21 protein-coding genes and 1 other RNA gene are annotated in these 18,412 nt (G+C 68.3%); 8 read left to right on the forward strand and 14 right to left on the reverse strand.

From position 1 onward, the window contains the following. Window positions 1-104: 104 nt before the first annotated feature. Together ACZ5Z2_RS10180 and prmB are read right to left on the reverse strand one after the other, a co-directional pair. On the reverse strand, window positions 105-671 hold the full coding sequence (locus ACZ5Z2_RS10180; RefSeq protein WP_464758439.1) for a GNAT family N-acetyltransferase: 567 nt from the start codon (window positions 669-671) through the stop codon (window positions 105-107). 4 nt (window positions 672-675) lie between these two features. Then, window positions 676-1,596 carry a 50S ribosomal protein L3 N(5)-glutamine methyltransferase gene (gene prmB / locus ACZ5Z2_RS10185; RefSeq protein WP_464758440.1) on the reverse strand — a complete coding sequence of 307 codons (921 nt, stop codon included), beginning with the start codon at window positions 1,594-1,596 and terminating at the stop codon, window positions 676-678. A 261-nt stretch (window positions 1,597-1,857) separates the two neighbouring features. Here prmB and asd point away from each other — a divergent pair, with 261 nt between their 5' ends. Continuing rightward, complete coding sequence (gene asd, locus ACZ5Z2_RS10190) at window positions 1,858-2,703, forward strand: archaetidylserine decarboxylase (RefSeq protein ID WP_464758441.1); 846 nt, start codon at window positions 1,858-1,860, stop codon at window positions 2,701-2,703. Window positions 2,704-2,808: 105 nt separating this feature from the next. Next, entirely contained in the window at window positions 2,809-3,252 is a 444-nt protein-coding gene (locus ACZ5Z2_RS10195) for a hypothetical protein (RefSeq protein ID WP_464758442.1), read from the forward strand. A gap of 30 nt (window positions 3,253-3,282) precedes the next feature. Here the strand turns inward: ACZ5Z2_RS10195 and ACZ5Z2_RS10200 are convergent, their stop codons facing one another. After that, window positions 3,283-4,749, reverse strand: coding sequence for a transglycosylase SLT domain-containing protein (locus ACZ5Z2_RS10200; RefSeq protein ID WP_464758443.1), 1,467 nt, complete (start codon window positions 4,747-4,749; stop codon window positions 3,283-3,285). A gap of 116 nt (window positions 4,750-4,865) precedes the next feature. On the opposite strand from ACZ5Z2_RS10200, the gene ACZ5Z2_RS10205 reads away from it, so the two are divergent. The 4 genes from ACZ5Z2_RS10205 to greB are packed head-to-tail and all read left to right on the forward strand — an operon-like array spanning window position 4,866 to window position 8,749. Continuing rightward, window positions 4,866-6,368, forward strand: coding sequence for a helicase HerA-like domain-containing protein (locus ACZ5Z2_RS10205; RefSeq protein ID WP_464758444.1), 1,503 nt, complete (start codon window positions 4,866-4,868; stop codon window positions 6,366-6,368). 10 nt (window positions 6,369-6,378) lie between these two features. Beyond that, window positions 6,379-7,635 carry a hypothetical protein gene (locus ACZ5Z2_RS10210; RefSeq protein ID WP_464758445.1) on the forward strand — a complete coding sequence of 419 codons (1,257 nt, stop codon included), beginning with the start codon at window positions 6,379-6,381 and terminating at the stop codon, window positions 7,633-7,635. Next, on the forward strand, window positions 7,632-8,249 hold the full coding sequence (locus tag ACZ5Z2_RS10215; RefSeq protein WP_464758446.1) for a DUF998 domain-containing protein: 618 nt from the start codon (window positions 7,632-7,634) through the stop codon (window positions 8,247-8,249). The genes ACZ5Z2_RS10210 and ACZ5Z2_RS10215 overlap by 4 nt, the downstream gene beginning before the upstream one ends. After that, window positions 8,246-8,749, forward strand: coding sequence for a transcription elongation factor GreB (gene greB / locus ACZ5Z2_RS10220; RefSeq protein ID WP_464758447.1), 504 nt, complete (start codon window positions 8,246-8,248; stop codon window positions 8,747-8,749). The genes ACZ5Z2_RS10215 and greB overlap by 4 nt, the downstream gene beginning before the upstream one ends. 28 nt (window positions 8,750-8,777) lie before the next feature. On the opposite strand, the gene ACZ5Z2_RS10225 is transcribed toward greB, so the two are convergent. The 6 genes from ACZ5Z2_RS10225 to rimO form a co-directional block, all read right to left on the reverse strand. Continuing rightward, window positions 8,778-9,161 carry a VOC family protein gene (locus tag ACZ5Z2_RS10225; protein ID WP_464758448.1) on the reverse strand — a complete coding sequence of 128 codons (384 nt, stop codon included), beginning with the start codon at window positions 9,159-9,161 and terminating at the stop codon, window positions 8,778-8,780. A 20-nt stretch (window positions 9,162-9,181) separates the two neighbouring features. Beyond that, on the reverse strand, window positions 9,182-10,258 hold the full coding sequence (locus tag ACZ5Z2_RS10230) for an ADP-ribosylglycohydrolase family protein (protein WP_464758449.1): 1,077 nt from the start codon (window positions 10,256-10,258) through the stop codon (window positions 9,182-9,184). Window positions 10,259-10,510: 252 nt separating this feature from the next. Further along, window positions 10,511-10,747: a Tsi2 family anti-toxin gene (locus tag ACZ5Z2_RS10235; protein ID WP_464758450.1), complete on the reverse strand. Its 237-nt coding sequence runs from the start codon at window positions 10,745-10,747 to the stop codon at window positions 10,511-10,513. A 27-nt stretch (window positions 10,748-10,774) separates the two neighbouring features. After that, window positions 10,775-11,218 (reverse strand): Tse2 family ADP-ribosyltransferase toxin, encoded by a 444-nt coding sequence (locus ACZ5Z2_RS10240; protein ID WP_464758451.1) that lies wholly within the window; start codon window positions 11,216-11,218, stop codon window positions 10,775-10,777. A gap of 46 nt (window positions 11,219-11,264) precedes the next feature. Beyond that, window positions 11,265-12,104 carry a DUF3025 domain-containing protein gene (locus ACZ5Z2_RS10245; RefSeq protein WP_464758452.1) on the reverse strand — a complete coding sequence of 280 codons (840 nt, stop codon included), beginning with the start codon at window positions 12,102-12,104 and terminating at the stop codon, window positions 11,265-11,267. Between the two features lie 196 nt (window positions 12,105-12,300). Beyond that, on the reverse strand, window positions 12,301-13,638 hold the full coding sequence (gene rimO, locus ACZ5Z2_RS10250) for a 30S ribosomal protein S12 methylthiotransferase RimO (RefSeq protein WP_464758453.1): 1,338 nt from the start codon (window positions 13,636-13,638) through the stop codon (window positions 12,301-12,303). Between the two features lie 455 nt (window positions 13,639-14,093). Here rimO and ACZ5Z2_RS10255 point away from each other — a divergent pair, with 455 nt between their 5' ends. Next, window positions 14,094-14,765, forward strand: coding sequence for a dienelactone hydrolase family protein (locus ACZ5Z2_RS10255; RefSeq protein WP_464758454.1), 672 nt, complete (start codon window positions 14,094-14,096; stop codon window positions 14,763-14,765). Next, complete coding sequence (locus tag ACZ5Z2_RS10260) at window positions 14,762-15,229, forward strand: HIT domain-containing protein (protein WP_464758455.1); 468 nt, start codon at window positions 14,762-14,764, stop codon at window positions 15,227-15,229. Before ACZ5Z2_RS10255 ends, ACZ5Z2_RS10260 begins: the two co-directional genes overlap by 4 nt. Before the next feature lie 63 nt (window positions 15,230-15,292). Here ACZ5Z2_RS10260 and ACZ5Z2_RS10265 read toward each other — a convergent pair whose 3' ends face one another. From ACZ5Z2_RS10265 to apbC, 5 genes are all read right to left on the reverse strand, one after another. Further along, window positions 15,293-15,805, reverse strand: a complete 513-nt coding sequence (locus ACZ5Z2_RS10265) for a hypothetical protein (RefSeq protein WP_464758457.1) — start codon at window positions 15,803-15,805, stop codon at window positions 15,293-15,295. 85 nt (window positions 15,806-15,890) lie between these two features. Then, complete coding sequence (gene dcd, locus ACZ5Z2_RS10270) at window positions 15,891-16,457, reverse strand: dCTP deaminase (RefSeq protein ID WP_464758458.1); 567 nt, start codon at window positions 16,455-16,457, stop codon at window positions 15,891-15,893. Between the two features lie 94 nt (window positions 16,458-16,551). Continuing rightward, complete coding sequence (locus ACZ5Z2_RS10275; RefSeq protein ID WP_464758459.1) at window positions 16,552-17,088, reverse strand: NADPH-dependent FMN reductase; 537 nt, start codon at window positions 17,086-17,088, stop codon at window positions 16,552-16,554. 11 nt (window positions 17,089-17,099) lie between these two features. Further along, window positions 17,100-17,175, reverse strand: a non-coding RNA gene (locus tag ACZ5Z2_RS10280) — sX9 sRNA. A gap of 61 nt (window positions 17,176-17,236) precedes the next feature. Then, the gene (apbC, locus tag ACZ5Z2_RS10285) at window positions 17,237-18,325 is read right to left on the reverse strand and encodes an iron-sulfur cluster carrier protein ApbC (RefSeq protein WP_464758460.1); all 1,089 of its coding nucleotides are present in this window, start codon (window positions 18,323-18,325) and stop codon (window positions 17,237-17,239) included. Window positions 18,326-18,412 lie beyond the last annotated feature (87 nt).

Consider the following 18,412-nt stretch of genomic DNA (forward strand, 5'->3'; position numbering starts at 1 on the left):
GGCGCGGATGCGGCGATTTTCCTTCTCTCGGCGGGAGCCAAGGTGGCGCGCAGCACATAAATGGAGCCTGCGATGCGATTTGGCGGTTCGCTTCGCCCGCACCCTCACCCCAACCCCTCTCCCGTGGGGAGAAGGGCCGGACGCGTGCGCCACTCGCTCGCCAGCATCGCGTAGATCGCATCGTCGGCCCAGACGTCGCCGTCGCGCCAGCTCTCGCGGAAATGGGCTTCCTTGCGCATGCCCAGGCGTTCCAGCAATTTCACGCAGGAGAGATTGCGAGGATCGACCGACGCGTAGACGCGGTGACGCTTCAGCGTGTCGAACACCAGCACCAGCGCGGCGCGCACCGCCTCGATGGCCAGCCCGCGCCCCTGATAAGCGGGCGCCAGCGTGACACCGAACTCCATCGTGTCCGCATCCACGAAATGCAGACCGAGATCGCCGGCGAGTTCGCCGGTTTCGCGCAGGCGGACGGCGAACTGAAACCAGCTGCCCGACGTGTCGAACGCCACCGCCTGCTGACGCTCGATGAAACGCACGGCCTCGTCCAGCGCCACCGGGCGCCAGCCTTGATAGCGGCTCACCGCCGGATCGGCGCGATAGGCGAACAGCGCCGCCGCATCGTCGTGACGCAGGGCATCGAGCCGCAGGCGCGCCGTTTCCAGTTGCACGCAATCAGCGCCGCGCGGCCGCGGCGGCACGGATCGCCGCGTGGTGCTCGACCAGGTCGCGCCGCTCCAGCGCGAACACGCCCATCTGGCCCACCTTGAACTCGATCCACACGAAGGGCACTTCCGGCAGGATCGCAGCCAGCGCGTGCTCGCTCTCGCCCACCTCGACGATCAGCAGGCCGTCGTCGGTCAGCAGGTCGGCGGCCTCGTCGAGGATGCGCAGGCAGATGTCCAGGCCGTCCTCGCCCGAGGTGAGGCCGAGCTTGGGCTCGTGCGCGTATTCGCCGGGCAGCGCGGCGTATTCGTCCTCGGTGACGTAGGGCGGGTTGGAGACGATCAGGTCGTACTTGCGCCCGCGCACGCCCTCGAACAGGTCGGACTTCACCGCCTCGACACGCGACTCGACGTGCTGGAACACGATGTTCTCGCGCGCCAGCGACAGCGCGTCGTCGCTGATGTCGACGATGTCCACGTGCCATTCCGGGTTGTACTCGGCCATCGCGATGCCGATGCAGCCGGAACCGGTGCACAGGTCGAGCGCGCGTTCGACGTGGCGCTCGTCCAGCCAGGGCGCGAAGCCGGACTCGATCAGTTCGGCGATCGGCGAGCGCGGCACCAGGGCGCGGCGGTCGCTCTTGAACTTCAGCCCGGCGAACCAGGTTTCGCCGACCAGGTAGGCCACCGGCAGGCGCTCGCTGACGCGGCGCTCGATCAGCGCCAGCACGTTGGCGCGTTCCTCGGCGGTGAGCCGGCCCGCGCCGTAGGCCGGCGGGATGTCCGGCGGCAGGTGCAGGCTGGCCAGCACCAGGTGGGTGGCCTCGTCGATCGGGTTGTCGTGGCTGTGGCCGAAGGTCAGCCCGGCGGCCGAGAAGCGGCTGGCGCCGTAGCGGATGAAGTCGATGATGGTGGCGAGTTCGGCGGTCACGGCGATCCGGGAAGCGGCAAGTCGGCCGGCGATTATAAGCCCCACACCGTTCGCCCTGGACTCAGCAAGATCGAAGGATCCCCCCTCACCGTTCGCCCTGAGCGTGGCGAAGTGGAGTCGAAGGGCTGTCTCGGATGGCGCACCCTTCGACTTCGGCCCTGTGGGCCTACGCTCAGGGCGAACGGGTTTACCGCGCTCAGGGGTTCGCCTCGCACGCGGCGAACGGAACGAATCGCTCCGGCACCCCCGTATACTGGCCGGATGACTTTCAAAATATTCCTGCAATACGCCCTTCCCCATCGCTTCCTGTCGCGCCTGGTCTACTGGGGCACGCGCTGGACGTTCGCGCCGTGGAAGAACTGGCTGATCGCCACCATCGTGCGCAACTACCACGTGGACATGGCCGAGGCGGCGCAGCCCGATCCGCTGGCCTACCAGCACTTCAACGCCTTCTTCACCCGCAAGCTGAAGCCCGGCGCGCGGCAGGCGGACGCCGATCCGGCCGCCCTGCTCTCGCCCGCCGACGGGCGCATCAGCCAGGCCGGCAGGATCGTGGACGGGCGCATCTTCCAGGCCAAGGGCCAGGACTACAGCGCAGCCGAACTGCTGGGCGACGAGGCTTCCGCCGCGCCGTTCCGCAATGGCCGCTTCGTCACCGTGTATCTGTCGCCGCGCGACTACCACCGCGTGCACATGCCGCTGGCCGGCACGCTGCGCGAGACCGTGCACGTGCCGGGGCGCATCTTCAGCGTGGCGCCGTTCGCGGTGGAGGCGATCCCGCGCCTGTTCGCGCGCAACGAGCGGCTGGCCTGCCATTTCGACGGCCCGCGCGGCCCGTTCGCGGTGGTGATGGTGGGCGCGATCCTGGTCTCGTCGGTGGCTACGGTTTGGGACGGGCTGGTGATCCCGCCCTATGCGCCCGCGATCCGCCGCAAGTCCTTCGCCGGGCAGGGCATCACGCTGGAACGCTTCGCCGAGATGGCACGCTTCAACATGGGCTCCACCGTGATCCTGCTGCTGCCCGAAGGCATGGCCGAGCTGGACGCGCTGGCGCCGCAACAAGCCGTGAAGGTGGGGCAGCGCCTCGGGACGCAGGGCCAAAACTGACGCCCAGCGTCGTTTTGTGACGAGATTGGTGCATTCCGCCCCGGGCGTCGGCTATGCTCCGACCCATTGCCGCGGCCCGACGCGGCGACTGGGGATGGAGAATCCATGCAGTTGCTCAGCCCGGCCATCGCGCTCTTTCGCGCCTATCAGCTCAACCGCCAGTTGCGCGAGATCGAGCGCTGCGTGCGCGCCCTGCCCCAGCGCAGCCGCGCCCAGCTGAGCGTGCAGGTGCTGCGCGAAATCGGTCAGGCGTCGCGCAGCGAGTTCCCCCACCTGTACGGCACCGCACCGGAAGCGCGCTACCTGCCGTGGGGCCAGGGCACCGCCGCCGGTTTCGAACGGGCGCGCTCGGAGAATCCTGAAGTGGCGCTGCGCGGCATCGCGCTGTGGTTGGCCGTGGCCTACCACGAAACCAAGCATTCGCCGCAGGATCGCCTGCTGCCGCAGCACCGCCAGGTGCTGCACCTGCTGAACGAGCTGAAGCGCCTGCACCGCCCGGCCGGCAAGCCGGCGGTCGAAAGCTGGATGGACGCCGGCGCCACGGCCTGACCGGCAACGCGGCCCCGGGATTTCAGCCGCTCAGCGGCACTCCGGCACCTGCAGCACCTGCCCCGCCGTGATGTGCTGGTGGCGCAAATGGTTGGTTTCCGCGATCTCCTGCACGCTGGAGCAATGCAGCCTGTGCACGATGCCGACCAGGGTGTCGCCGCGGCGCACCTTGTAGCTGCGCGTTCCCGTCGGGCGCGACGGCACGGGCGGATCGGGCACCACCGGTGCCACGGCATTGTGCAGGTCAGTGGCGAGGATGGGCCACGGGCCGTCCACGCAGCGCGCGGCATACGGCTGCTCCAGCAGCTTGGGCACCTGCAGCACCGCGCCGACTGGCTGCTCCTGCTGCGGGTCGAGCCGCGGGTTGAGGTTGCGCAGGGTGCGGAACCAGCCCTCCTCCATGCCGCCGGCCGAACCAAGGCATACCGTGAGCTCGCTCAGCGAGGCCGGCCGCCGCAGCGTGATGCTGCCCGGCGCGCCCTCGATCTTCGGGAAGCGCAGGTTGTAGCTGTCCGGATGCAGGAACAGCCACGCCGCCGCCAGCACGTAGGGCACGTAATCGCGCGTCTCCTGCGAAAGCTGGCCGTAGATGCGCGGGTCGTAGAAGCTCACCGAGGTGTCGTCGCCCACCAGCCGGTGCATGCGCCCCTCGCCGGCGTTGTAGGCGGCGAGGGTCAGTTCGAGGTTGTCGTTGAACACCTTGAGCTGCTCGTCCAGGTACTCCGCGTTCGCGCGCGCCGAGGCGGCCGGGTCGAAGCGCAGGTCGAAGCCGTTGTCGGTGCCCAGCCCGAAGCGCAGGCCGGTGGCGTACATGAACTGCAGCGGGCCGGCCGCGCCGGAGCGCGACACCGCATGCACCTTGCCGCCGGATTCCTTGGCCATGATGCCGAACAGCAGCGCCTCCGGCAGGTCGGCCTTCTGGTACGCCGGCCACATCTCGCTGCGCATGTACTGGTAGCTGATCCATGCGTCGACCAGGTTGGGCCGCCATTGCGTCAGCCACATCTGCAGCGCGGCCTTCACCGCGCCGTTCATCGCGATCAGCTCGGAGAGCCTCTGGCCGTGCAGCAGGGTCACGCTGCGCTGCGCCTGCGGCAAGGCCGCCGCGCCGCGCTGATCCAGCGCCATGCCGGTCTGCGGTTCGTCGTCCATGCTTTCGTCGCCGATGAAGCTGCCGTCCTTCAGACGCAGCATGTGGTCGTAGGCGGAGAAGAAACGCTGCGGATCGCAGCCGGCCACGTTGCCGCAATGCGCGGAGGCATCCTTCACGATGTCCAGCGCCTGATCCAGGGTCTTCTGCCCCGCCGCATGGTCGCCGGCGCGCACCTGCTGCAACGCGGTCTGGTAACCCTGCGTGGCCTGGTCGAGCTGGGCATACAGCGCGGTCACCGTCGGCGTCGGCTTGGCCGCCCCGGAGCTGGCGCAGGCCGTCAGCACGACCAGCGAAGCGGCCAATGGAACCAGGCGCACGGAGCGAAGCAGACGAACAGACCGCATGGCAAAACCACTCGACGAAAAACGGACACCATAGCCGGCGGCCTGCGCATACTCAATGCGTCGGGGAGTCATGCCGGCTGGCTACAATCGGCATCGATCTCCACGCAGGGAACCCCATGAGCGACATCCTGATCGGCCGCAACGACCACGCCGAGGTCAGCCTCGATCCGCGCTTCGGCAACCGCCACGGCATGATCGCCGGCGCCACCGGCACCGGGAAATCCGTGTCGCTGATGGTGCTGGCCGAGGGCTTCTCCCGGCTGGGCGTGCCCTGCTTCCTCGCCGACGTGAAGGGCGACCTCGCCGGCCTCGCGCTGGCCGCGGGCGAACCGGGCGACAAGCTCAAGGCGCGGCTGGAAAAGCTCAAGCTCGCCGACTGGAAGCCGCAGGCCAACCCGGTGATCTTCTGGGATCTCTACGGCAGGCTGGGCCACCCGGTGCGCGCCACCGTGAGCGAGATGGGCCCCGCCCTGCTCGGCCGCGTGCTGGAACTCAACGACACCCAGCAAGGCGTGCTGGAAGTGATCTTCAAGGCCGCCGACGACCAGGGCCTGCTGCTGCTCGACCTCGCCGACCTGCGCGCCCTGCTCGGCTTCGCCGCCGACAACGCCAAGGCGCTGTCCACGCAATACGGCCTGATCGGCACCGCCAGCATCGCCGCGATCCAGCGCGCGCTGCTGCAACTGGAGAACGACGGCGCCGACGCCTTCTTCGGCGAGCCGGCGCTGGAGCTGGCCGACCTGATGCGGCAGGACATGAGCGGCCGCGGCGTCATCAACGTGCTGGCCGCCGACCAGCTGATCCTCAAGCCGCGCCTGTACTCCACCTTCCTGCTGTGGCTGCTCTCCGAGCTGTTCGAGCAGTTGCCCGAGGTGGGCGACCTCGACCAGCCCAAGCTGGCGTTCTTCTTCGACGAGGCGCACCTGCTGTTCGACGACGCGCCGCCCGCGCTGCTGCAGCGCGTGGAGCAGGTGGTGCGGCTGATCCGCTCCAAGGGCGTGGGCGTGTACTTCTGCTCGCAGAATCCCGACGACGTGCCCGCCAACATCCTGGGCCAGCTCGGCAACCGCGTGCAGCACGCGCTGCGCGCGTTCACGCCGCGCGACCAGAAGGCGGTGAAGGCGGCGGCGCAGACCTTCGCCACCAACCCGAAGCTCGACGTCGCCGACGCCATCGGCAAGCTGGGCGTGGGCGAGGCGCTGGCCTCCACCCTGCGCGACGGCGGCGTGCCCACGCCGGTGGAACAAGTGCTGGTGACCACGCCGTGCTGCCGCATCGGCGCGATTACCGACGCCGAGCGCGCCGGCGTGCGCCAGCGCTCGCCGGTGGGCGGCAAGTACGACACACCGATCGATCGCGAATCGGCCGCCGAGATGCTCGCCAAGCGCGCGGACGGCAAGGCGGCCGATGCAGGCGCCGGCAAGGCCGGAACGCCCGCGCAAGACGGCGACGGCGGCCCGGCCTGGAGCGGCGCGGTGCACGACGCGCTGTTCGGCACCAGCCGCCGCCAGGGCATGATCGAGACGATGGGCAAGCAGGTGGTGCGCACCATCGGCAGCCAGCTCGGCCGGCAGATCCTGCGCGGCGTGCTGGGCGGCATCCTCGGCGGCAAGCGGTGAGAACGCGCTGATGCCCCGCGTCGAAACCGTCGCCGCCGACACGCCGTTCGGCGAACGCCTCGCCACCGGCCTCGGCTACCCGCTGCGCGGCGCCGGGCTGGCCACCTGCACGGCGCTGGCGCTGGCGCACTACGTGAGCTTCCTGCCCGCCATCATCGGCCTGCTGGCCAACCTTCTGGTGTGGGCGGCCACCTGGCGCTACGCCGCCGACTGCATGCAGTACACCGCGAACGGCTACGCCAACCCGCCCGACGTGGGCGTGGACGAGGCCGGAGCCACCGGCTGGGCGCTGGCCCTGATCCACCTGGTGGCGGGCGCGCTGTTCGTCACCTGCGCCGGCTTCGCGCCGTCCATGCTGTGGCTGCTGGTTCCCGTGCTGGTGCTGGCGTTGCCGGCCATCGACATGTCGCTGGCCTTCGACGGCAACACGCTGCTGGCGCTCAACCCTGCCACCTGGGTGCGCATCGCGCTCGGCTTCGGCGGCGCGTATCTGGTGCCGGTGGCGATCAACCTGCTGCTGGGCGCGCTGATCGGGCTGGCCACGGCCACCTCCAGCCTGCTGCCGCGCTTCCTCGCGCTGCCGCTGTTCGGCTTCGCCTACACCTACCTGATCGTGCTGGCCTTCCACCTGATGGGCGTGCTGATCCACCAGCGCCACGAGCGCTTCGGACTGGAACCCGAGGCGCCCAAGCTCGCCAAGGCTTCCGGCCAGGACGAGGACAGCCGACTGGTCGAGGACGCGCGCGAACTGGCTAGTAGCGATCCCATGGCGGCGCTGCGCCAGCTGGCCGACCGCCTGCGCCTGCGCCTGCGCATCGCGCCCGCGCCGGTGCACCAGCTCTACCGCGAGCTGCTGCGCCGCCAGGGCCTGCGCGACGACCTGCTGGTGCACGGCCAGATCTGGATCGCCGCGCTGATCGCGCAGAACGAGGCGCGCCGCGCGCTGGGCGTGCTGCAGGAATGCAGCACCCTCGATCCGGCCTTCGTCCCCGACGACCCGCGCACCTGCGGCGAACTGGCCGATCTCGCCGCGCGCCTGGGCATGGAGCGCCTCGCCATCCACCTCGGCCGCGGCTACCTCGCGCACTGGCCGCGCGACGAACGCGCGCCGCACTACGGCCTGCTCGTCGCGCGCCTGCTGGGCGCGCAGGCCGAACACCGCAGCGAGGCCCTCGCGCTGCTGCAGAAGCTCGCCGACGCCTGGCCCGAGCACCCGCTGCGCAACGACATCGCCGCCCTGCAGCGGCAACTGGCGGGCGCCGCATGAGCACCGGCCGACGCGCCGCCGCCGTCGCGCTCACCGGCATGCTCGTCTTCCTCGCCACCGGCATCGCGGCGCAGTGCCTGCGACCCGACCTCGACTGGGTGCGCGTGCCCAACAGCTTCTACCTGATCGGCCCGTGGGGCGGCATGGTGCGCGCCGGCTACTACGCGCTGGCGCTGGCCCTGCCGCTGCTCGGCGCGGGTGCCTATTCCGCGCTGGCTCCCGCCGCACGCAGCGCTGCGCCGCTGCTGCTGTTCGCCGTGGGCGGCGCGGCGCTGGCGCTCACCGCCATCGAAACCACCGACACCTGGAACCACCCGCCCACGCTGCACGGCTACGTGCACGGCATGGCGGCACAGACCGCCTTCCTGTGCACGGCCACCGCCATGTTGCTGCAGGCCTGGCGGCTGCGCGGCGACGTGCGCTGGCGGCGCTGGTTCCGGCCTGCGTTCGCGTATGCCGCGCTGTGCTTTGCGCTGCTGTGGGTGCAGGCGTTCTGGCGCGCATTGCCGCGCGGCCTCAGCCAGAAGGCGCTGATCCTGCTGATGCTGGGCTGGCTGATCGGCGCCGCATGGCTATTGCTGCACGCACCCGACGACGACGAGGCCTACGCATGAGCCGCTGGCGCCCGCCCTCGCCCGGCTCCACGGCCATCATCACCCGCGCCGGCTTCGAGAAGCTCAAGGCCGAGCTGGATCACCTGTGGCACACGCTGCGCCCCGAAGTGGTGAAGGCGCTGGCCGCCGCCGCGGCCGAAGGCGACCGCTCGGAAAACGCCGAGTACACCTACCGCAAGAAGCAGCTCGGCGAGATCGACCGCCACGTGCGCTACCTCAGCAAGCGCATCCCCGCGCTCAAGGTGGCCGAAGGCCTGCCCGCCGACCGCGAGGCGGTGTTCTTCGGCGCCAGCATCGCGCTGGAGAACCTCGCCAGCGGCGAAGAGGTCGTCTATCGCATCGTCGGCCCCGACGAGACGGACGCGAAGCTGGGCTGGATCAGCATCGATTCGCCCATGGCGCGGGCGGTGCTGAAGAAGCGCCTCGACGACGAGTTCGAGGCCGACCTGCCCGGCGGGCGCATGCGGTTCCTGATCGTCAAGGTGCGCTACGAGGCCTGAGCGCGCGTTCGCGCCCGTGGTACCCGCGCTAGGAAAGCGCGCTGACCATGACGCAGTAGCCGTCGGGATCGCGCAGCGCGAACTCCAGGGTTCCCGTGGCCGGATTGCGGTTGGGCTCCTCTTCCAGCCGGGGCACGAGGTCGCGCGCCCTTTGCAGCGCCAGCTCGAAATCGTCGACGCGGAAGAACAGCAGCAGGCCGTTGCCGGGCGTGGCGAGGTCGGGGCTGGCCAGGGAAGGATGGTCGTGCGCGCCCCACGCGTGCAGGCAGAGCAGCACCGTGCCATCCGCGTCGACGAGTTGCCCGAAATAGTCGTGCTCGGGCGCCGTCGCTGGCTGGCCGAACAGTCGCTGGTACCACGCGAAACTGCGGGCGACATCGCGCACGCCGATGATGATCCACGTACGTTTCATGGATAGCCTCCGGGCGCCGGTCAATCCGACTGAAGCGCCAGCGCCTCCGCCAGCGCCAGGTATTCCGCCCCCTTTTCCAGCCCCGCGATGAAACGCTGGGGAATCGCCTCGATCCCCCCGATCGCGCCGCACAGCGCGCCGGCGAGCATGGCGCGCGCCTGGTTCTGCCCGCCCGCGTTCACCGCATTGAGCAGGCCCTGCTCCACGTCGCCCTGGAAGCGCGCCGCGAGGTAATAGGCCGCGGGAAACTGGTGATACACCGCGCACGGCAGGCCGTAGACCAGGCCCACCTTCGAGGCCGGCTCGATGGCGACGCCGGGATCGTGCGCCGCCCGCGCGATGGACGACACCGTGAGCAAGGCGTCGGGCGAGGCGAACTGCCCGGCCTGCAAGGGCGCCTCCGCGCCTTGCGGCACGTCCAGCTCGCCGCTGGTCACGGTGTGGAACGGCAGCTCGCCGGACTTCACCAGCGCCATCAGGCGCCCCGACAGTTCGCCATCCAGCGGCACGCCGTCCGCCAGTTGCCCCAGCACCACGGCGAACGCCAGCGTCATCGCGCCCACCGTGGGATCGCGCTGGGTGAGCGCCACGTTGCCGCTCACGTGCCGCGCCAACTGCGCCGGCTCTCTCGCGTAGCGCAGCGCAATCGCCAGCACGCGCTCCGCCGCCTCGGAGTTGTCCGCCAGCCCCGCCACCTGTCCCCACGGCAGGCCGGCGCGACGCTTGCGCCACGCCTCGCGGATCGACTGGCTGGTGTATCCGCCCGGCCCCGCCATCGGCGTGCCGTCCAGCAGCGGAAACAGCTCGCCATCCATCCGCGCGCAGAAATCCGCTTCGTCGTAGCCGCCGCGATCCACTAGCGAGCGCGTGGTCAACGCCAGGATGAAGCCCGCCTGCGACGACGCCCCGGCCGGCAAGCCTTCGTGATAACGCCCCGGCTTCGGTGCCGTGTAGCCGTCGATCCAGTCGCCGTAGTCGCGCCTGAGCGCGTCGAGGTCGTAGTACCAGTGCGGCCCGAGGGCCAGCGCATCGCCGATGAAGGCACCCAACAGGGCGCCCTGGATGCGGCTTCTTCTCGAGATGTGATCTTGTGACATCGCCAACCTTTCAATGAGGCCAGCTTGGCATCGCACACTCGCTACAGGCACAGCCAAGCACGCAACAAGTAATCCATACACGGCCGCAGAGCGCCAAGGAGTTTCGCGAATAGCCTATTCCGGAATCATTGCAAGCTGCCGTCGAACCCGCACCACCCACTTCCCGGCCAAGCTTGGCGTGAAAACCATTGTTCCCGGAAATTTCGAGTGCTGCGAAAAGTTGCCCTCATCAAGCCGCTTGATGTCGGATGACTATCCCTTCGCGGGTATCAGCATGTCGTAAGGGGGGAGGTTGCTGCTGGAAAGTTCCTCTGCTTCATAAGCAAGCCGCAGTGCATCTGCGGCTTTCGAGTAACCCATCAACAGGTCTTCCTGGTCGCTGATGTCGTCGTCCTCACTGGCGTTATCGATCTGCACTTCCAGAAAGCGGATCTGTGCCTGTACCGCCTGCACCGCCATCAACAGCGTCTGACCGTCAACATTAGCCATGATTCTCACTCAAGCCGCAATATTCACTCATGCGCGCTCCACTGCACGGACAATGGCGTTTCGGGCCAGGTTGTCCAGCGCACCCTTGAACGCATCGATGCGCATTGACTTGGCCGCACACTCAATCTGGTAGTGATTGGCCTTGTAGCGCGGGTTATAGCCAGTCTCACGAACAATCAGCGAATCCGGAATCAGCGTGCCTTCAGGAATTTCGAAAGAAAGCCAGCTCTTGCCCTTGAAGGCGCCCTTTACGTCGAACAGCGAAGTTCCACCGGCGGACTTCACCCACTCTTGCCCGAGGCCGTCACGATACAGCACTACATCCGCTTGCCGGATCGAGCCGTTGGGCAGCATCCGCGCATAAAAGTCCGGATAGAGTACGCCCGGCGCGGGATCACTCCCAGTCACCGTACCATCGGGAAAATCCTCCTTGCGCACCGAGCGCCAAAGCGCCTTGTCCGTATTCGCCATGACCTCCTCCTTGCGTACGAATAGAGCCTGCAGACAACTAGCGGAGTTACCTGTCCCTCGTGGCCCCAATCACAAGTGGCATTGCGGCAGGATAGCACCGCCCCGCACGTAACGGCCGGAAGCACAGCGCTTCGGCGAAAAAGGCTTCACGTCCGTTGCCGGCATGCCAGCCGGGTACACCGGCCAATGGCAAGGGCCGCAACTCCAATGGATCGCACAACGCTTTGCCCGCGTGGATCGCCCTCGCACTGGCGTCGATGGCCGCTGCTGGCGATACACCGGGGTCAACCATCACCAGTGCTTTCCCCACCAACAGCTGCCCCGGCGTCAGCGCATGTTCGAGCAACGCATGGCCGAACAGCTCCACCTGGATGCGGTCATCCAGCCACGCCGCGCGCTCGCGCCAGAACAGGCCGTGCCAGTCGTGGGCATCCCACAGCGCGAGCAACGCCGGATCGCGCAGCGCGACCACCACACCGGCTTCGTCGAAATGAGTGAGTGCGTATTGGGCACGCGAACGTTGCTTCGGCCCCATGTGGGCGATCTCGGCCATCTGCCGCGCGTTGAGCGCACGCTTCAAAGCCGGATGGCGCAGCCAGACCAGGGCGTTGAACAGGTCGTGCCAGTTGTTTTCGCGGGTGGCGATGTCGCCGCGTTCGGCAATGCGCTGCTCGTAGTGCAGATCGTCGGCCAGCAGTTCGCGGGTCTGCGCGACGAAGCGTTCGCGCATACCGGCGGGCCGGACGGCGTTGAGCGTGTCGATGCCCGGCCAGTCGTGGCCTTCGGTCAGCCCGGCGTATTCGCGCCACGCCGCCAGCGGCATCCGCCCGAACACCTGCGGATCGACCGCGTCGCGAAACGGTGCCACGTAGCGGGATTTCTTCATGCGCCCACTCCTGCGCACGCCTAATTGGTCAGGCCTGCGAATAGTTTCCGCCGGTGTCCTTCGACTCCGCTTCGCTACGCTCAGGACGAACGGTGAAGTAGCGTGCTCGGAGCCTGCTCCGGACTTGATCCGGGGGCGAACGGTGAGGGTTGGCGTGCACTTTGCGGGTAATCGGAACACCCGCAGCGGCCAGCACTCAAATCACCTTGAGCGCGGGATGCGCCAGGCGCGCATGCAGGTCGTGCTCGCTCGCCGACTCGACCACCACGTCGACGAACTGGCCGGGTTTGAGGCCTTGCCCATCGGCGATCAACACGCTGCCGTCGATCTCCGGCGCGTCGGCGGCGGAACGCGCCACGGCGCCCTCGGCGCTCGCCTCGTCCACCAGCACCTTGATGGTGCGGCCGATCTTGCGCTGCAGCTTGGCGGCGGAGATTTCCGCCTGCACGGCCATGAACTGTTCGAGACGGTCTTCCTTCAGTTCCTCTGAAACGGCGCCGGGCAGTTCGTTGGCCTTGGCGCCGTCCACCGGCGAGTAGGCGAAGGCGCCCACGCGATCCAGCTCGGCTTCGCGCAGGAAGTCCAGCAGCTCCTCGAACTCCGCATCCGTTTCGCCGGGAAAGCCCACGATGAAGGTGCTGCGGATGGTGAGGTCGGGCACCAGCTTGCGCCAGTTGCGGATGCGCTCCAGCGTCTTGTCGATGTTGCCGGGGCGCTTCATCAGCTTGAGGATGCGCGGGCTGGCGTGCTGGAACGGGATGTCGAGGTACGGCAGCAGCTTCCCTTCCGCCATCAGCGGCATCACCTCGTCCACGTGCGGATACGGGTAGACGTAGTGCAGGCGCGTCCACGCGCCCAGCTCGGCCAGCCCCTCGCACAGTTCGGTCATGCGCGTGCGGTATGCCTTGCCGCGCCATTCGCGTTCGGCGTACTTGAGGTCGACGCCGTAGGCGCTGGTGTCCTGCGAGATCACCAGCAGCTCCTTCACGCCGCCCTTGACCAGCTTCTCGGCTTCCAGCAGCACCTGATCCACCGGGCGCGAGACCAGGTCGCCGCGCATCGACGGGATGATGCAGAAGCTGCAGCGGTGGTTGCAGCCTTCGGAAATCTTGAGGTACGCGTAGTGCTTCGGCGTCAGCTTGATGCCGGTGTCCGGCACGATGTCGAGGAACTTGTTGCGCACCGGCGGCAGCGCCTCGTGCACCGCGTGCATCACGCTGGCGTAGTCCTGCGGGCCGCTGATCGAGAGCACGTCGGGGTAGGCCTCGCGGATCAGCTCGGCGCGCTTGCCGAGGCAGCCGGTGACGATCACCTTGCCGTTCTCGTGCAGGGCGGTGCCGATGGAGTCCAGCGACTCCTGCACCGCCGCGTCGATGAAACCGCAGGTGTTCACCACCACCGCGTCGGCCTCGCCGTAGCTGGGCACGATCTCGTAGCCCTCGACCTTGAGCTGGGTGAGGATGCGCTCGGAATCCACCAGCGCCTTGGGGCAGCCGAGGCTGACGAAACCGATTTTCTGCGAGGCCTGCGACATGGCGGCGGCAACCGTGGACTGAAGGGGAAACGGCGAATTATACGGGTATGCAGCCTGGGCCAAGGCTCCGAACGCAAGCCCGTCATTCCGGTAAAGGCCCACTACTGTCCGGAATAATCTGGGGACGGTGTCGAAGGATGAAGGCCCGCGCCGCTTGCACGAAGCATTGCGAGAAAGCGACTTCATTTCCGATAACGACCACCTATCCAGACTGTCATCCCGGCGAAGGCCGGGATCCAGTAGCGACCATGTTCGCTCAGGCCGCACGGCCACTGGATTCCGGCCTGCGCCGGAATGACGAGAAAGACCGCGGCCACGAATGTTCAAAATTATTCCGGACAGCAGTGGGTAAAGGCCGGAATGACGGGCGGAGGGCGGAAGCATCGTGTCTTCACCCGCCGCCAGCACGTGCGCCAGCTAGAATCGCCCGCATCGCCGCCACGGGAACCACCGCCATGGGCCAGCACATCAACATCCCCACCTCGCGCACGCAGTGCATCGGCGGCTACCTCGCCCAGCCCGAGGGCAAGCCCAAGGGCGGCATCGTGGTGGTGCAGGAGATCTTCGGCGTCACCGCGCACATCCGCAGCGTGGCCGACCGCTTCGCCGCGGCCGGCTATACGGCCATCGCACCGGCCTTCTTCGACCACCTGGAATCGTGGCTGGAGCTGGACTACGACGAGACGGGCATGGCGCGCGGCCGCGCGCTGATTTCCGAACTGGGACTGGATCGTCCGCTGGAGGACGTGGCCAGCGCCGCCGAGTCCATCGCTTCCTCCGGCAAGGTAGGCGTGGTGGGCTACTGCTGGGGCGGCACCATCGCGCTGCTTTCCGCGCTGCGGCTCGGCCTGCCCGCGGTGAGCTATTACGGCGCGCGCAACGTGCCCTTCCTCGGCGAGAAGCCGAAGGCGCCGGTGATGTTCCATTTCGGCGAGAACGACCCTTCGATCCCGCCCGAGGCGGTGGCGCAGCACCGCGAACTGCTGCCGCAGATGGAAGTGTTCACCTACGCCGGCGCGGGCCATGCGTTCAACCGCGACGCCGACGCGCACTACCACGAACCCAGCGCGACGCTGGCCTGGCAGCGCACGCTGGCGTTCTTCGACCAGCAGTTGGCCGGCGCATGAGCGAGGCGACCTTCGCGCTCGACCCACGGCTGGAAGCCGACACCTACCACGTCGCCACGCTGCCGTTGTGCGAGTTGCTCCTGATGAACGACACGCGCTTCGCGTGGCTGGTGCTGGTGCCGCGCCGCGCGGGCATGGTGGAAGTGGTCGACCTTGCCGAAGCGGAACAGCAGCAGTTGTGGCGCGAGGCGAACCAGGCCGGCGCCGCGCTGCGCGCGACCGCCCACTGCGACAAGCTCAACCTCGGCGCGCTGGGCAACATCGTGCGCCAGCTGCATCTGCACGTGGTGGCGCGCACGCAGGGCGACGCCGCCTGGCCCGGCCCGGTATGGGGAAGCGGCGGCGCCGTGCCCTACGCCGCTGAGGCACTGGCCGCGCGGCTGGCCGCGCTGCGGCAAAAGCTCGAAGAACTGAAAAGTGCGGCCATGGATGGCCGCCCGTTTGACTCCCGCAATCAGGGATGATTGCAAAGACCAAGCAAAAGCCCGCGGATCGCTCCGCGGGCTTCGTTCCGAACTGGGGCCGGATCAGCGCTGCTGCTGCGCGGCCTGATCGAGGTTGTCGCAGCCGGCGGCGGTCTTGCTGCAATCCTGGCTGTTGCCGTCGGCCTTCGCCGGCGCATGGTAATCCTGTAACTGGCGCGCCTTGGTGTTGATCGCGTTGATCTGCACGAGCTGGCCGCCCTTGTCGTAGTACACGGTGAAGCCGTAGTCGATGGACATGCGCGCCATGTACTGCAGGTGCACCTTGCGCACCTTGGAGTCGTCGCTGGCCAACAGCAGCACGGTGCGGGGCATCTTGCCGATGTCCTTGAGGTAGGCGAAGTGGCTGCCCGCGTCGACCGCCGACAGCACCGCGCCGTCGATCAGGAACTGGCCTTCCTTGTAGGCCTCGATGGTGGTGTCGAACTTGCCCTTCCACTGGGCCGCGTCGGCCTGTTGCTGCTTGACGCTTTCCCTGTGGCACCCGCTGAGCACGAGCGCGCTGCCGAGCACCAGTGCGGCTGCAGCACGGGTCAAAAGAGTGGAAAGACGGGTCATCGGTTTCTCCTGCAAAAAGCGGTCGAGATGGCTTGGCGAGTTTAGTGCGCGGGGCGTCGCCGGCGCGCGGGCGCGGCGGGCCTGTTCAGGTACGCGGCAGGGTCACGCCCTGCTGGCCCTGGTACTTGCCGCCGCGGTCGCGGTAGCTGGTTTCGCAGGGCTCGTCGGATTCGAAGAACAGCATCTGCGCCACGCCTTCGTTGGCGTAGATCTTCGCCGGCAGCGGCGTGGTGTTGGAGAACTCCAGCGTCACGTGGCCCTCCCATTCCGGCTCCAGCGGCGTGACGTTGACGATGATCCCGCAGCGCGCGTAGGTGCTCTTGCCCAGGCACACCACCAGCACGTCGCGCGGGATGCGGAAGTACTCCACCGTGCGCGCCAGCGCGAAGGAATTCGGCGGGATGATGCACACGTCCGAGGTCACGTCCACGAAGCTGTTCGGGTCGAACGCCTTGGGGTCGACGATGGTGGAATTGATGTTGGTGAACACCTTGAACTCGCGCGCGCAGCGCACGTCGTAGCCGTAGCTGGAGGTGCCGTACGACACGATGCGCCCGTCGCCGTTCTGCTTGACCTGGCCCGGCTCGAACGGCTCGATCATGCCGTGGCCCTCGGCCATGCGGCGGATCCACTTGTCGGACTTGATGCTCACGTGCGCTCCGCAATCAGCGTGGCGCCCGGCCGGGCCGGGCGTAAAGCGGCAAAAATACATGGTCGGGGAGGCGCGGCGCCAGCGGAACGGCGAATCACCCTGGCCCGGCCTTCAGACAATCCATCGCCGCACGCAGTTCCGCGCAGCGTTCCGTGCTGTCCAGCACCTGCTCCACCGTGCAGCCCGCGCCGGGCAAGGCCACCGGCATGGGCCGCGTCGTCAGCAGCTCGGCCGACATGGTGCGCAGGATCTCGGCCAATGCCTCCTGCGCGTGATGCGAACCGCGCGCGGAGGCATTCAGCAGCAGCACCGGCTTGCCGGGAAACTCCACGCTGCCGACCAGCCAGTCCAGCAGGTTCTTGAACGCGCCGGGCACGCCGTGGGCGTATTCGGGACAGGCGACCAGCAACGCATCGGCGCGGCCCACGGCTTCGCGCAGCGCCAGCACGGCTGGCGGCAGCGGGTCGACCTCGTCGTCCGGATTGAACAGCGGCAGGGCTGCAAGACCGTCGTACAGCGCCAGATCCAGCGACGCGGGAGCCAGTCGCCGCGCGGCTTCCAGCGCGGCGCGGTTGGACGAGACCCGGCGCAGGCTGCCGCACAGGCACAGCACGCGCCGCGGGGTGTTCATGCTTGAGAACCTGTTCGGAAGCGTAGCGAGCGGACGCAGGGCGGGCGTGGGCGACGCGCAGGAACCGGAGTGTATGGGTCAATACATGAGGATTTCGAGCATCGACCGCGCTCGCCCTGTGTTCGCGCAGTAGCTTCCGAACGGGTTCTCACGGGGTGCCCTGCACCACGATCTTGCCCAGCCCCAGCGACTTGTTGCGCGGCTGGCGCGACAGCCGCCCGGCGGCGTTGCGGGCGATCCCGCGGTAGCGCGCGGCGAGGTCGGAGTCCGGCATCGCCACCACGGTGGGCGTGCCGCCGTCGGCCTGTTCGCGGATGCGGATGTCCAGCGGCAGCGAGCCGAGGTAGGCCACGCCGTATTGCTCCGCCATGCGCGCGCCACCGCCCTCGCCGAAGATGTGCTCCTCGTGGCCGCAGTTCGAGCAGACGTGGGTGGCCATGTTCTCCACCACGCCGAGCACCGGCACCTCCACCTTCTCGAACATCTTGAGCGCCTTGCGCGCATCCAGCAGGGCGATGTCCTGCGGCGTGGTGACGATCACCGCGCCGGCCACCGGCACCTTCTGCGACAGCGTGAGCTGGATGTCGCCGGTGCCGGGCGGCAGGTCGATCACGAGATAGTCGAGCATGTCCCAGCGCGAGTCGGTGAGCAGTTGCATCATCGCCTGGGTGACCATCGGGCCGCGCCAGATCATCGGCGTCTCCTCGTCCACCAGGAAACCGATCGACATCGCCTGCAGGCCGTGCGCCTGCATCGGCGTGATGCTCTTGCCGTCGGGCGATTCCGGCTTGCCGCCGATGCCGAGCATGCGCGGCTGGCTGGGGCCGTAGATGTCGGCGTCGAGCACGCCCACCTTCGCGCCTTCGGCCTGCAGCGCCAGCGCGAGGTTGGCCGCCACCGTGGACTTGCCCACGCCGCCCTTGCCCGAGGCCACCACGATGATGTTCTTCACGTTGGGCAGCGGCGCCAGCGTGCCCTGCACCTTGTGCGACTGGATGCGGCTGGTGACGGAGACGGCGGCCGACTCGATGGCGGGGTCGGCCTCCAGCGCCTGCTTCACCCGTGCGGCCAAGGCCTCGATGGCTCCGCCGGCGGGATAGCCCAGTTGCAGATCCACCGACACCCGCGCCCCGTCCACGCCCACCGCGCGCGCGGCTTCGGCCAGCGGCGCGCCGGTGTGGGGGTCGGTGAGTTCGCCGAGCAATCGGCGCACCAGGGCTTCGTTCGCCTGCGTCATGTCGTGTCTGGATGCGATGGGGAGTTGGACATTATGCCAGCGGCGGCCAGCGCCCCGGCTGATGCAGGTCAGCCGCATGGCGCGACG

The organism is Rhodanobacter sp. G1, assembly GCF_055397855.1.

Bases quoted from the DNA above. Each gene is read 5' to 3' on its own strand.
- ACZ5Z2_RS10225 (WP_464758448.1), bottom strand. From the start codon at position 9,161: ATGAAACGTACGTGGATCATCATCGGCGTGCGCGATGTCGCCCGCAGT.
- ACZ5Z2_RS10200 (WP_464758443.1), bottom strand. From the start codon at position 4,749: ATGCGGTCTGTTCGTCTGCTTCGCTCCGTGCGCCTGGTTCCATTGGCC.
- greB (WP_464758447.1), top strand. From the start codon at position 8,246: ATGAGCCGCTGGCGCCCGCCCTCGCCCGGCTCCACGGCCATCATCACC.
- ACZ5Z2_RS10245 (WP_464758452.1), bottom strand. From the start codon at position 12,104: ATGAAGAAATCCCGCTACGTGGCACCGTTTCGCGACGCGGTCGATCCG.
- ACZ5Z2_RS10255 (WP_464758454.1), top strand. From the start codon at position 14,094: ATGGGCCAGCACATCAACATCCCCACCTCGCGCACGCAGTGCATCGGC.
- asd (WP_464758441.1), top strand. From the start codon at position 1,858: ATGACTTTCAAAATATTCCTGCAATACGCCCTTCCCCATCGCTTCCTG.
- ACZ5Z2_RS10215 (WP_464758446.1), top strand. From the start codon at position 7,632: ATGAGCACCGGCCGACGCGCCGCCGCCGTCGCGCTCACCGGCATGCTC.
- apbC (WP_464758460.1), bottom strand. From the start codon at position 18,325: ATGACGCAGGCGAACGAAGCCCTGGTGCGCCGATTGCTCGGCGAACTC.
- ACZ5Z2_RS10210 (WP_464758445.1), top strand. From the start codon at position 6,379: ATGCCCCGCGTCGAAACCGTCGCCGCCGACACGCCGTTCGGCGAACGC.
- ACZ5Z2_RS10260 (WP_464758455.1), top strand. From the start codon at position 14,762: ATGAGCGAGGCGACCTTCGCGCTCGACCCACGGCTGGAAGCCGACACC.
- ACZ5Z2_RS10230 (WP_464758449.1), bottom strand. From the start codon at position 10,258: ATGTCACAAGATCACATCTCGAGAAGAAGCCGCATCCAGGGCGCCCTG.
- ACZ5Z2_RS10235 (WP_464758450.1), bottom strand. From the start codon at position 10,747: ATGGCTAATGTTGACGGTCAGACGCTGTTGATGGCGGTGCAGGCGGTA.
- ACZ5Z2_RS10265 (WP_464758457.1), bottom strand. From the start codon at position 15,805: ATGACCCGTCTTTCCACTCTTTTGACCCGTGCTGCAGCCGCACTGGTG.
- rimO (WP_464758453.1), bottom strand. From the start codon at position 13,638: ATGTCGCAGGCCTCGCAGAAAATCGGTTTCGTCAGCCTCGGCTGCCCC.
- ACZ5Z2_RS10240 (WP_464758451.1), bottom strand. From the start codon at position 11,218: ATGGCGAATACGGACAAGGCGCTTTGGCGCTCGGTGCGCAAGGAGGAT.
- ACZ5Z2_RS10195 (WP_464758442.1), top strand. From the start codon at position 2,809: ATGCAGTTGCTCAGCCCGGCCATCGCGCTCTTTCGCGCCTATCAGCTC.
- ACZ5Z2_RS10275 (WP_464758459.1), bottom strand. From the start codon at position 17,088: ATGAACACCCCGCGGCGCGTGCTGTGCCTGTGCGGCAGCCTGCGCCGG.
- ACZ5Z2_RS10205 (WP_464758444.1), top strand. From the start codon at position 4,866: ATGAGCGACATCCTGATCGGCCGCAACGACCACGCCGAGGTCAGCCTC.